Genomic DNA, 12702 nt, shown 5'->3' with positions numbered 1-12702 from the left:
CGATTTTACTTACTGATTTATTTCCACGTATTACGCGCCGCACCAAAGCGGCGGCTTGCACCCGGAACCGGCGGCTTGCGTCCGGTAAATCCGTAATCCATCAGCCCAGCTCCGCGAGGCGTTTCTCCTGGCGGCGAAGCAGCCGCTCCACTTCGGTCTGCGCCAGCGCATCCAGTTGCGCGCCGGGCTGGCGTTGCGCGGCCGAGGCTATGGCGCCACGCTTGGCCAGCAGGTATTTGCGAACCGCAAGCCCGACGCCGGGCTGCTGCTCGTAACGGACGAGCGGCAGATAGGCATCGAAGAGGTCTTGGGCACGATCCATCTCGCCGCGACCCGCCAGATCAGTAACCTGCACCAGCATTTCCGGGAAACCGAAGCCGGTCATGGCGCCATCGGCGCCGCGTGCGACCTCTTCGGGGAGGAAAACGCCACCATTGCCGCAAAGCACGGAAATGCGCCGTCGACCCTTCTTTTCCGCATCTCGAAGCTTCGAGATTTTCGACAGGCCCGGCCAGTCCTCATGCTTGAGCATGACGATCTGCGGCAGGTCGTCGATCAGCCGCCCGAGCAGTTCGTCGCTGATCTGCACCGTCGTCGCCAGCGGAAAGTCCTGAAGGACGACCGGCACGTCCCCGCCCAGCAAGCCACAGGCCTGGCGGTAGTAGTTCAGGATCTGCGCGTCCGTGCGCAAGTTCATCGGCGGCGCGATCATCACGCCGGCAGCACCCTGTGCCATCGCCTCGTGGCTGACTTCAGCGAGAGCTGCAAGACCCGGCGACGAGACGCCGACCACGATCGGCCTACCCTGCGCCCGTGCGATGACGCGTTGGATGACTTGTCGGGACTCGGCGCCCGTCAGCTTGGGCGCTTCGCCCATCATGCCGAGAACGGTCAGACCATCGGCACCTGCCTCCAGGTAGAAGTCCGTCACGCGGTCGAGGCTATCCAGATCGAGCGATCCGTCATTCTGGAACGGCGTGACCGAGATCACGAAGACGCCGCGCGCCTTTTCGTCAAGAAGCGCCATCGTCAGTCCTTTTCGGTCGCATACCAGCCGGCGGTGGCGCGCGGTACGAATTCTCCGCTGCCGGGGCTGTTGAGAATGTCCTTGCCGTCCCAGACGAGCTGCCCGCGCAGCCAGCTTGCCGCCACGCGGACCGTGAAGGTCTCGCCGTGGAAGGGGCTCCAGTTCAGGCCGTCATGGGAGGCCGCCTCGTCCCAGACGAACGCCCCCTGTTCGAGCGCGACCAGGTCGGCATCGCGGCCGACGGCGATCGCACCCTTGCGGTCGTCGATGCCGAAGAAGCGGGCGGGACGCTCAGCCAGATATTCGGCACTGAGGCGCGCAGCGTCGAAGCCACGCGCTTCGGCAGCCGTGAAGAACGCCGGGAAGAGTGTCTCGAGGCCAGGAACGCCAGCACCTGCATCGAAGATCGAGTCGGTCAGCTTGTTGTCGATCGGCCAGCTCGAATGATCGGAGGAAACGAATGCCACGAGGTCGTCGGAAATCGACTGCCACAAGCCATCGATCGCAGCCGAACGGATGGGCGGGTTCACCTTCATCCGCGCTCCGAGCCGATCGCCGTCGCGCGCGGCATCCAGCCAGAGATAATGGACACAAAGCTCGCCTGTTGCCGCGGCACCAAGTCCGGCGACCGCTCCGGTCAGGCGAAAGCCCGCTTCCGTCGTCAGATGGACCGGATGGACATGCGCGCCGCTTGCGAGGCCGAGAGCCAGGAACTGGCCGGTCGCCGCGAGCTCGGCCGCCTCCGGCCGTGCTTGTGCATGCGCAACGATCCCGTTGCGGCCAGCCGCCTTCGCCTGCGCGATGCGAGCCATGACGATCTCCTGATCCTCGTTGTGCAGCCCGAGCGGAAGGCGCGTCGAAGCCAGCGACTCCATCAGGTCGAGCGCGAGGTCCTCGCCGATCCGCGGGAAGCGCACGGGATTGCTCTCGAACGACGAGATTTTGAAGGCGACAACGCCGCCTTCGATCAGCGCCACCAAGTTGGCCGTGCCCGTCTCACGGGTCGCCGTTCCATAAAGCGCCATGTCGGCATGAGAATACGCTGCGATCGCTGCGACCTTGGCATCCAGACGCTCCGGCCGATCAAGCGGTTCCGGATTGTCATATGGCATGTCGACCAACGTGGTGACCCCTCCTGCGATCGCCGAGCGCGTGGTGTCGGCGATGCCGGGGAGGCCCTTGTAGCTTGTCGCATGGGTTTGGCCATCCACCACACCGGGGAGGATAAGCGCATTCCCACGGTCGTCGATGCGCGCGGCTGCGGGCGCCTCGCCCGTTCCGACAGCGGCTATGCGACCGCCGGAGATCGCGACCCAGCCGTTTTCCAGGATGCCATCCGGCACCACAACGCGACCCTTGACGACAAGCTCCATCGGATCATCCCCTAGCGAAATATTGGAGATCGAGCGCGTTGATCGCGGCCGCAACGGCCGCCTGAACGGGATCGACGACCGGCACGCCCAACTCCTGCTGCAGCACGGGACGATGACCGCCCATGCCGGCACAGCCGAGGATCACGACACCGGCACCCTCCGTTTCCGCCATCAGCTTCGCGGTGCGCGCGACCGACGCGCCGGCCAGGTTCAGGTCGTTCGCTTCCGCCACGGACATGTTGACAGCCCTGTCCGCTGCGAGACGCGCAGTCAGGCCCAGCCGTTCGATATGGGCCGCATGGCGAGCAACCGAAGAAGCTCCAAGCGAGACGACGCCGAAGCGCGGCGCGAGTTGCAGTGCAGCATAATATGCAGCCTCCGCGATGCCGACCACCGGTCGGCTCGTCACCGCTCGCGACGCAGCAACACCCGGATCGGAAAAGCAGGCTACGACGAAGGCATCCGCATCACTTGAAGCGATCGCGTCGACGACCATAGGCGCGACAAGCGCCACATCCTCATCGGTCTCGATGCCGATCGGCGCATCGGGAAGGCGATCGCATACGATCGTGTGCCCCGTCACCGCCTGCAACGGCGCAATGCTCGATGCGATTGCCTCGGTCACCTTCGCCGAACTGTTCGGATTGAGAACAAGAATTTTCATCACAGCCCTATTTGATAATCACGGTGAGCCTCCAGTATCTTCTGTAATATGTCAACTGATATTTTTATAGCGCATTTTTTGAAGTTGCCCGTATTTTCAGATCATTAGCTGATCATTAATTCGGCATATGCCTCAAAATTCTGCCTATGTAGTCATCAAATGCCCGCCTCGGACAGCACCTTCGGGGTACGGGTGGCGTGAAGGCGTGCGCTTTGCCGTCAGGCATCCGAGGCTACGCCTCCCAGTTCACGATGGTGGCTGGGGCAACAGCAGCGTGCTGCAATTGCCCGCGCGCTCGCCCAGCGCCCGAAGGTTATGCTGTTTGACGAGCCGACGTCGGCGCTTGATCCGGAGCTGGTCGGAGAGGTCCTCAAGGTCATGCGATCGCTGGCCGAGGAGGGACGAACGATGCTGGTCGTCACCCATGAAATGGCGTTCGCCCGCGACGTCTCGAATAAAGTTGTTTTTCTTCACAAGGGAGCCGTGGAAGAGGAAGGCTCTCCCGCGGAGCTTTTTCAGTCTCCGAAGTCACCTAGGTTTCAGCAGTTCCTCGCAAGTGTCCGGCAATAAAAGCATTTTCTAAATCGTGCTGTATCCCGCGGTGGATTAGACGGATTCACGCTCGACGAGGGCGCATTCGACCTTCAGCTGGTCATGGCTGCTTTTCAGGCCGCCGGCGATGTCGTGGATCATTTCCACGGCCATGGCGCCCATCTCGAACAGCGGCAGGTGCAGGGTCGTCAGCGGCGGACGGATGAACTGGGCGATGTCGCGATTGTCGAACCCGATCACGGAGACGTCCTTCGGGACGGACTTTCCCCGCTCCTTGAGCGCCTCGACGCACCCCAGCGCCATCAGATCGTTGGCGCAGAAGATGGCGTCGGGGGGATTGGGCAGGTCCATCAGGAGATGGGTTTCGCTATAGCCTGATGACGGCTCCCAGTTTCCGTAGCGCACCAGTTGCGGGTCGAAGGTGAAGTCGTTGCTGGCCAGCGCCTGCTTGTAGCCGCGTAACCGGTCACGCGGATTGTCGAGACCCTCCTGGCCGTTGATCAAGGCGACCCGGCTGCGGCCGGCGCGGATCAGCCGCTCCGTGGCGGCGCGGCCACCGGCGACGTCTCCCGGCACGATGGAGGGCAGTCGCCTGTCCTGGTCGTAGCAATTGACCAGCACGGAAGGCACGGTGAACAGCGCCGCCGGCGGATCGATCTTGCGGGTCAGGATGGTGCCGAAGATATAGCCCATCAATGGCTGCTGCTGGCACAGCGAAAATACGTCCTCGTCGGGGTCCTCGCCCGTGCGAAAAATGCCGAGCGTCACGATAATACCGAATTCGAGCGCCTTTTCCCGCGCGCCCTCGAAAGCGAGCGCCATCCAGGGATCGGTTGTCAGCTCGTCCGTGATGAAGCAGATGACCCTGCTGTCGGACAGGTCGCCCGACGGCGACCTGTTGGGGAGCCTGTAGCCGAGCTCCTGAACCGCATCCATCACCTTCTTGCGCGTGGCTTCGCTGAAGCGGGCGCCGGCACTGCCGTTAAGGATCAGGGAAACGGTTGCCTGTGACACACTTGCTCGCGCCGCGACATCCATCATGGTTGGTTTCAAGGCGTTCTCCATGTCGCTCGCCACAACACCACAAGTTTTCCACCTATCTCCGCATATTCCGGAATCGGTCGAATGCCACAGCAACGATTATGAACGTACCTATGAACATTCCTTGCCAGAAAGTCGAGATGCCCAACAGGATCAGGGAGTTGCGAATCACCTCTATCAACAATGCGCCAACCACCGCGCCAAGCGCATTGCCCTCCCCGCCCGCCAGGTTGGCGCCGCCGATCACGGCGGCGGCAATCACGGTCAGTTCCATTCCCTGTCCGAGATTGGTCGTGACGCTTCCCAGCCAGCCGGCCATCAGGATGCCGGCGAGCCCGGCGGTCATGGCCGAAAACATGTAAATGCTGACTTTCAGCCGCCGCACCGGAATGCCGGCCAGCACAGCCGCATTCTCGTTGCCGCCGATCGCGAAAAGATGCTGGCCCCACCTCGTCCAGCGAAACACCAGCGACATGACCACCGCCAGCACGCACAGCACATATAATGGATGGGGAAGCCCGAGTGTCGAGCCGCCGCCGATCCACAGCAGCAGGTCGTGATCGGGACCGAACTCCCATATCATCTTGTTGTCCGAAAGCACCATCGCCAGTGACCGGGCGGCCGACAGGCTCCCGAGCGTCACGACAAAGGCCGGCATACCGGCATAGGCGATCAGGATCCCGTTGAACAGGCCGATCAGCAGGGCGGCACCCAACGCAAGACCGGCAGACAGCCAGAAGCCCATGCCGCTGGCCATGGCCACACTTATCACCATGGCGCTCAGCACCACGCTCGAGCCGACGGACAGGTCAATGCCGCCCGATGCGATCACGGCCGTCATTCCGATGGCAATGACCGCCACGAAGGCGAAATTTCGGGCGACATTGAAGAGATTGCGGTCGCTGGTGAACGCATCCGTCATCAGCGACAGGGCCAGGCATGCCAGCACGGCCGCTATGAAGACCCAGAAGACCTGCAGGTTCTTCAGTCGGGCAAACCAGCTGTCGTGCCGGGAATTGTTGATGATGTCGTCGAGTGTCGTCATGGCAATTTTTCTCCTAGGCGGCGTCGATGGCGCCGGTGATCAGTCCGGTCACTTCCTCGGGCGACGAGGCACCCGCCGGTTTTCGGCAGACCAAGCGCCCGCGGCGCAGGACGGCGATATTGTCGGACACGCTGAAGATGTCCGGCATCCGATGGCTGATCAGGATCACGCTGATGCCGCGGTCGCGCAGGCGGCGGATCAGGTCGAGCACTTCGGCCACCTGGCGTACCGAGATGGCCGCCGTCGGTTCGTCCATCATCACGATCTTCGGTTCCGACAGCAGCGTGCGGGCGATCGCGACCGCTTGGCGCTGCCCCCCGGACATGCGCCGCACGAGCTGCCGCGGGCGGGTTTCGGACTTGAGCTGCTTGAACAGGTCGGCAGAGACCGTGTTCATCCGCTTGTAATCGATGTATCGGATCGGTCCGAACCGGCGCAGCGGCTCCCTGCCCAAGAAGACGTTTGAGGCGGCCGAGAGATTGTCGGCGAGCGCGAGGTCCTGGTAGACCATCTCCACCCCCTCGCGCTGCGCATCGATCGGCTTGTGAAAGACGACCGAAATTCCATCGATGCTGATTTCGCCGGTAGACGGGCGGAAATTGCCGGCGATGATCTTGGCCAGCGTGGACTTACCCGCGCCGTTGTCACCCATCAGTCCCAGCACTTCTCCCGGTTCGATGGACAGCGACACGTCGCTGAGTGCCTGGATGGCTCCGAAGTTTTTCGAAATTCCTGAAAAGACAAGTCGCGACACGTGGTTCTCCTCCCCCGCGATGGTTTCCTGGCGCGCCGGCAGGCCGCTCTTTGCCCCGCCGGCGTTCCCGTTTTGCGCATTTAATAACTAATTACTTGACTTAATATTATTAGTAAACAAAATCCATCGCACAGGAATGTTGCAGGGGAGTGCGACATGAAACTGCTGGTTACAGGCGGCACGGGGAAGGTAGGGCAGGCTTTCCTGCCGGCGTTCCTGTCTGATCTCCGTTTCGCGGATTGGGAGGTGGCGGCGCTTTGCAACAACAGGACCGTCATGCCTGCAGACCGCCTGTCCGTGGTCGCCGGTTCCATGTCGGGTCCCGCCGTGGTCGCCGGGGCCATGCAGGGCGTGAGCCATGTGATCCACATGGCCGCCGTCAAGGAAACGCCGGAACAGATCTTCGATGTCGCGCTGAAGGGCCTTTTCCTGCTGCTCGACGCGTTCCGCAAATCCGATACCGCCCGGCAGTTCATCCTTCTCAGCGGCGATTGCACCGTGGGCCATATCTTCCAGCGCTACGATGAGCCGATCACGGAAACCTCGGCGCGCCGTGCCTACAAGGGCTGCTATGCCCTGACCAAGACCCTGGAGGAGGTGATGCTGGAGCAGTTCGGCATCCAGTATGGGGTGAATTGGACGACCCTGCGGGCGCCCTGGATCATGGAAAAGGATGACTTCCGCTTCGCGCTTGCCCTGGGCGACGACCAGTTCGGCGGTCCAAGCTGGGCGGAACTGATCGACACTGATGCGCTCGAAGAGTGCCGCAAGGGCGGCTATGCGCCCGTCATGCGCGATGCCGGTGGCGGCTACCTCAAGCGCAATTTCGTCCATGTCGACGATCTGGTCGGCGCGATCCTGGCTGCTATCGACAACCCGCGCACCACCGGCCAGCTCTTCAACATTTCAATGGACCAGCCAGTGGATTACGGCGATCTCGGCGCCCGTTTGGCGGCGCGGCATGGATTACGGCCGATCGAGATCGACACCCCGTTTCACAGCAACTGGCTCGATAATTCCAAAGCAAGAATGTTGCTTGGCTGGGCACCGCAGGTCGATCTCGAGCAGATGATCGATCGCGCATGGCGCTACGAGCGCGCGGACAACGACCCGCGCATTGTCTGGTATCCCGGCTGAGGCATGACGCCTCGATCGGTGTAAGAGGAGGAGGAAAGAAAATGAAAATCAATATATTGGCAATGGCGGCCATGGCAGTTGCGGCGCTTGCTGCGGCGCCGGCGGCAGCGCAAGGCAAAAAGACCTTGGCGATCGTCGTCAAGGGTCTCGACAATCCGTTCTTCGAGCAGATCAATCTCGGCTGCAAGAAGTGGAAGTCGGAGAATGCGAGTAGCGAATATGAATGCCTCTATACCGGCCCGGCCTCATCGGCGGACGAGGCCGGCGAGGTCCAGATCGTCGATGACCTGCTGACGAAAGGCGTTGCGGCCATCGCCATTTCGCCCTCGAACGCGCCGGCCATGGCGACCCGCATCAAGGCCATCGCCCCGTCCGTTCCGGTCATGACTGTCGATGCGGACTTTCTCAAGAAGGACCATGCTCTGCGCAAGACCTATCTGGGCACCGACAACTACCTGATGGGCGTGAAGATGGCCGAGCAGACCATGAAGCTGAAGCCGAAGGGCGGGTCGGTCTGCCTGCAACTCGGCAACGTGGCCGCCGCCAATATCAATGCCCGCGCCCAGGGCTTCCGCGACACCATCGGCGGCGCCAAGAACATCGATCGCCTGACCGGACAGGGCGGTTGGAAGGAAATCGGAGGGTGCCCGGTTTACACCAACGACCAGGCAGACCTTGCTAACCAGCAGATGTCGGATGTGTTCACTGCAAATCCCACACTGGACGCCTTCATCCTTGTCGGCGGCTGGGCGCAGTTTGCCCCGCAGGCCTATGCGCAGGTCACGGACCAGGTGATGCCCAAGCTCAAGAGCAAGGAGTTGATCATCATCGCCGGCGACACGCTGCCGCCGCAGACCAAGGCCTTCCGCGAAGGTCGCAGCCATTCGCAGGTCGGCCAGCGCCCCTTCGAGATGGGCTACAAGGCGCCTGACGTCATGATCAAGCTGATCAAGGGCGAGAAAGTGGCCGATCCGCTGTTTACCGGCCTTGACGTCTGCAACCTCGACGATCCGGGTTTCTGCGCCAAGAACTAGTGCGGATCCCTGCCAGGGAGGTGCCGGTTCGTCTCCCGGCCCCTTTGCAGGATGCGAGTTATTAGTAATAATATTACTAAGCCACCAGATGTGAAACCGTGTTTAGCGCGACCTTTGAGGAATGGGTCGCGGGGAGGAACAACATGAAACGTCTCAATTCACTGATGCTTGCCGCAAGCCTGGTGCTTGCCGCCAGTCCGTCACTTGCCGAGGACAAGCCGGCGCTCGCCTTTGTCGTCAACGCCGCGTCCGATTTCTGGAAACTGGCTGAGGCTGGCGTGAAGGCGGCCCAGGCTGAATTGCCTGGCTACGACCTGCAGTTCCGTTACCCGGCCCAGGGGACCGCCGCCCTGCAGAATGCCCTGATGGACGACCTGGTCGCCGCCGGGGCGGATGCGATCATGATCTCGTCGGCCGATCCGAAAAACTCGATCGGCGCCTTCAACAGGATCGCGGCCCAGGTGCCGCTGTTCACCACCGACAGCGATGCGCCCGCCAGCAAGCGCATCGCCTATCTCGGCTCGTCCAATACGGATGCTGGGGTCCAGGCCGGCGAGATCGCCCGGGCGGCCATGCCCAAGGGCGGAAAATGCATGGGCTTCGTCGGCTTCCTGGGGGCCGACAATGCCGTCGAACGGATCGCAGGCTTCCGCAAGGCGGTTAAAGGATCCGGCATAGAGCTGGTCGATGTGCGTGGCGACGATGTCGATTTCGCCCGCGCCCGGTCGAATGTCGATGACGTGCTGGCCGCCAACCCTGACATCACCTGCATGGTCGGCTTCTATTCCTATAATCCGCCCAAGATCTACGAAGCGCTGCAGGCGGCCGGCAAGCTGGGGAAAATCCAGGTCATCGCCTTCGACGAAGATCCCGTAACGCTCGGCGCGGTGAGGGAAGGCAAATTCGCCGGAACGGTGGTCCAGGATCCCTACCAATGGGGATACCAGGGCATGAAGCTGATGGCCGCCTACCTGAAGGGCGACAAGTCGCAGGTACCGGCAAACGGTCTGATCATCGTGCCGACCAAGAAGATCGACAAGGGCAATGTCGATGCCTTCGCCGCCGAATTGAAGGCGCGCGTGGGGAAATAGAAGCCGTCTCCAAAAAGGTCCCTGCTGCACGAACTCCCGTGGTTCGTGCAGCACCTATCCGTTTCTGCCATCCGGGAGTTTCGATGACGGCCTATCGGCAAAAAGACATATCGCTCGACCTTCTGGGGATTACCAAGGTCTATCCGGGAGCAATCGCCCTCAACAATGTCTCGCTGAGCATTCGCGGCGGCGAGGTGGTCGGCCTGGTTGGAGAAAACGGCGCGGGAAAATCCACGCTGATGAAAGTGCTAAGCGGCGCAATCGCACCTGACGAGGGCCACATCGTCATCGATGGCGAGGAAGTGACATCGCTGACATCAGCGCGCGTGCATGAGCGCGGCATCGCCCTTGTCCACCAGGAACTCAATCCGTTTTCCAATCTCGATGTGACGGCAAACGTGCTGCTGGGGCGGGAGATCCGACGCGGGATGTTCGGCTTTCTCGACCAGGCCGCCATGGAGCGCAAGGTCGCGCCGATCCTCGCCAGGCTGGATACTCGTTTCGGTCCGAATGACGCTGTCTCCGGCCTGTCCCTGGCCGACCAGCAATTGCTTGAAATCGCCCGTGCGCTTTCGATCGATCCGCGCCTGCTCGTCCTCGACGAACCCACGTCCAGCCTGACCCTGTCCGAGACCAAGCGTCTTCTTGACGTAATCAGGCAGTTGAGCGCCGACGGCGTGGCGGTGCTGTTCATCACCCACCGCCTGGCTGAAATCGAGGAGGTGGCGAGCCGCGTCGTGGTGCTGCGTGACGGCCGCAATGCCGGCGCCCTCGGTTGCGGCGAGATCACCAAGGACGCCATGATCCGGTTGATGATCGGCCGCGATGTCGGCCAGTTCTATGAAAAGGCAGAGCATGACCCCGGCAGGCCGGTGCTGGAATTGAAGGGACTGCGCACAAAGGCCTATCCGCAGCATCCGCTCGACCTTTGTCTGCGCGCGGGCGAGATCCTGTGCCTGACGGGCCTGGTCGGCGCGGGGCGTACGGAGCTTGCCCGCGCGCTTTTTGGCATAGACCGCATCGAAGGGGGCGTGCTGGAGATCGAGGGCCAGCGGCTCGTCGGCCATTCCGTTCCAGCCGCCATCGCCGCCGGCCTCTGCCTGGTGCCGGAGGATCGCAAGACGGAAGGCCTTTTTCTCGATTTCTCGATCACCGAGAACATCGCCATGCCGAGCCATGCCGCGCTGTCGCGACTAGGATTTGTCGATATAGGCGCCGAGACCGCCCTGGCTAAGGCATCGCGGCACGAGCTGAACATCAAGACGGCAGGCCTCGGTCGCGCGGCGGCTGAAATGTCCGGCGGCAACCAGCAGAAGGTGGTCCTGGCCAAATGGCTGGCAATGAAGCCCAGGATCATCATTCTGGACGAGCCCACACGCGGTATCGATGTCGGCGCCAAGGCGGAAGTCTACCGCCTGATGCAGGCGCTCGCCGCCGATGGCGTAGCGCTGCTGATGATCTCGTCGGACATGGAAGAGGTGATCGGGGTATCCGATCGGGTCGCCGTCATGTGCCGCGGTCGCATTGCCGGTACGCTCGCGCGCGATCAACTGACCGAGGAGACCATTCTCCAACTGGCCGTGGAATAGGGACTCCGTAGCATGCATAAAAAAGATATCGGATTAGCCACGCTTGTGATGACCGTCGGCGCAATCGTCGCCGTGATGAATCCACGGTTCCTGTCGCCGATCAACCTGGCCAACACGGCAAACCTGATCGGCCTGTTCGGGCTGTTCTCCATTGCCGAGGCCTTCGTCATCGTCACCGCGGGCATCGAACTGTCCATCGGCTCGGTGATCGCGTTGATAGGCGTCATTTTTGTCGATCTAATCGCCAGCTTCGGCGTTCCCTGGCCAGTCGCCCTTGCAATCGTGCTGGTGCTGTCAGCCACCATCGGCCTTCTGCACGGCTGGCTGATAACCCGCCTCAAGCTTCAGCCTTTCGTCGTCACGCTTTGCGGGCTTCTGATCTATCGCGGCATTGCGCGCTTCTACACCAGGGATGGCACGGCCGGCTTCACCTTCGGGTCCGACTTTCCGATGCTGGAATATCTGATCGCGGGCCGCACAGCCGGCGTGCCCCATTCCGTCGTCGCGTTCCTGCTGGTAGCTGTTGCAGCCTGGCTGCTCCTGCACCGGACCGTGCTCGGCCGGCATCTCTTTGCCGTCGGCAAAAATCCAGAGGCGGCGAGTTTTTCAGGTATCGACACCACCAGGGTCATCATCCAAGCCTATGTGCTTTGCGCTTTCCTGACAGGCATTTCGGCGGTATTTTTCGCCATGTATACCCGCTCTGTCCAGCCTTCATCCCATGGCAATTTTTACGAGCTGTACGGCATAGCCGCCGCGGTCCTGGGTGGCTTCTCCCTGCGGGGCGGCGAGGGGTCGATCATCGGCGTGGTGCTGGGCGTGATCCTGCTTCAGGTCCTGCAAAATCTCGTCAATCTCCTGGGCATCCCCTCTTCACTGAATTTCGCCGTCATGGGCAGCGTCATCCTTGCTGGCGTGATCGCCGACACGCAGTTTTCCCACTACCGGGACGCCCGCAGGCAGGCCATTGCCATGGCCGCCTTGGAAGACGGTGGCAAGCCTCAAGCGTAAGCTGAGAGCTTCCGACGGAGGCTATGATTGCAGGTGACCTGAGACGCAAGTTTCCTCCGGGAAGGCGTTTTGTGCTAGCCACGTGCTAGGGATAGAAACGACTTCGGCCTCCCGAAGGAGGCCGACAAGTCGTTGAAGTTTGTAATATTTGGTGGCGGGGGCCTGATGGCATGGAGACTTGTAAATTCTCAGCCTCAAGTCGGTCCGCTTACCCCAGAAGCGACGATTATGTACAATAGTCTCGCCGTCCGAAATGCGGCCGGTGAACGAACCCGCTGCGCGGGAGGGCGCCTGCGGTTGAGGTAGAGAGCGCAGGCCGGACGTCGCGCTCGCATTGAACGTCGTCCGGCAAGGGCAGAGCATGAGGAGCTTCTTCAACAAGGA

General features: G+C 61.9%; 11 protein-coding genes and 1 pseudogene. 6 read left to right on the top strand and 6 right to left on the bottom strand.

Annotated features, from left to right (window positions below):
• Nucleotides 1-100: 100 nt before the first annotated feature.
• From C5J22_RS26725 to C5J22_RS26715, 3 genes are read right to left on the bottom strand one after another with little or no spacing between them, the layout of a single operon-like run.
• Nucleotides 101-1027, bottom strand: coding sequence for a dihydrodipicolinate synthase family protein (locus C5J22_RS26725; RefSeq protein ID WP_105440711.1), 927 nt, complete (start codon nucleotides 1025-1027; stop codon nucleotides 101-103).
• Between the two features lie 2 nt (nucleotides 1028-1029).
• Entirely contained in the window at nucleotides 1030-2400 is a 1371-nt protein-coding gene (locus C5J22_RS26720) for a dihydroorotase family protein (protein ID WP_105440710.1), read from the bottom strand.
• A 4-nt stretch (nucleotides 2401-2404) separates the two neighbouring features.
• A complete protein-coding gene (locus C5J22_RS26715; RefSeq protein WP_105440709.1) occupies nucleotides 2405-3064 on the bottom strand; it encodes an aspartate/glutamate racemase family protein in 660 nt (219 codons plus the stop codon).
• A 261-nt stretch (nucleotides 3065-3325) separates the two neighbouring features.
• Between C5J22_RS26715 and C5J22_RS26710 the strand changes: the two are divergent.
• Nucleotides 3326-3634 (top strand): annotated as a pseudogene (locus C5J22_RS26710) (ATP-binding cassette domain-containing protein); the annotation flags it as partial.
• Between the two features lie 36 nt (nucleotides 3635-3670).
• On the opposite strand, the gene C5J22_RS26705 reads toward C5J22_RS26710, so the two are convergent.
• From C5J22_RS26705 to C5J22_RS26695, 3 genes are read right to left on the bottom strand one after another with little or no spacing between them, the layout of a single operon-like run.
• A complete protein-coding gene (locus C5J22_RS26705; RefSeq protein ID WP_245437601.1) occupies nucleotides 3671-4669 on the bottom strand; it encodes a LacI family DNA-binding transcriptional regulator in 999 nt (332 codons plus the stop codon).
• A gap of 43 nt (nucleotides 4670-4712) precedes the next feature.
• On the bottom strand, nucleotides 4713-5702 hold the full coding sequence (locus C5J22_RS26700) for an ABC transporter permease (protein WP_038547039.1): 990 nt from the start codon (nucleotides 5700-5702) through the stop codon (nucleotides 4713-4715).
• 13 nt (nucleotides 5703-5715) lie between these two features.
• Nucleotides 5716-6456: an ATP-binding cassette domain-containing protein gene (locus C5J22_RS26695; protein ID WP_105440708.1), complete on the bottom strand. Its 741-nt coding sequence runs from the start codon at nucleotides 6454-6456 to the stop codon at nucleotides 5716-5718.
• A 156-nt stretch (nucleotides 6457-6612) separates the two neighbouring features.
• Here C5J22_RS26695 and C5J22_RS26690 point away from each other — a divergent pair, with 156 nt between their 5' ends.
• From C5J22_RS26690 to C5J22_RS26670, 5 genes are all read left to right on the top strand, one after another.
• Nucleotides 6613-7593 (top strand): NAD(P)-dependent oxidoreductase, encoded by a 981-nt coding sequence (locus C5J22_RS26690; protein WP_105440707.1) that lies wholly within the window; start codon nucleotides 6613-6615, stop codon nucleotides 7591-7593.
• Nucleotides 7594-7634: 41 nt separating this feature from the next.
• On the top strand, nucleotides 7635-8627 hold the full coding sequence (locus C5J22_RS26685; RefSeq protein WP_105440706.1) for a substrate-binding domain-containing protein: 993 nt from the start codon (nucleotides 7635-7637) through the stop codon (nucleotides 8625-8627).
• Between the two features lie 143 nt (nucleotides 8628-8770).
• Nucleotides 8771-9718 (top strand): sugar-binding protein, encoded by a 948-nt coding sequence (locus tag C5J22_RS26680; RefSeq protein WP_105440705.1) that lies wholly within the window; start codon nucleotides 8771-8773, stop codon nucleotides 9716-9718.
• Between the two features lie 83 nt (nucleotides 9719-9801).
• Nucleotides 9802-11307: a sugar ABC transporter ATP-binding protein gene (locus C5J22_RS26675; protein WP_105440704.1), complete on the top strand. Its 1506-nt coding sequence runs from the start codon at nucleotides 9802-9804 to the stop codon at nucleotides 11305-11307.
• Nucleotides 11308-11319: 12 nt separating this feature from the next.
• The gene (locus C5J22_RS26670; protein ID WP_105440703.1) at nucleotides 11320-12318 is read left to right on the top strand and encodes an ABC transporter permease; all 999 of its coding nucleotides are present in this window, start codon (nucleotides 11320-11322) and stop codon (nucleotides 12316-12318) included.
• Nucleotides 12319-12702: the final 384 nt, after the last annotated feature.

The sequence above is a fragment of the Neorhizobium sp. T25_13 genome, from assembly GCF_002968675.1.
Taxonomy (GTDB): Bacteria; Pseudomonadota; Alphaproteobacteria; order Rhizobiales; family Rhizobiaceae; genus Neorhizobium; species Neorhizobium tomejilense.
This window is presented reverse-complemented; position numbering and strand designations above follow the sequence as displayed.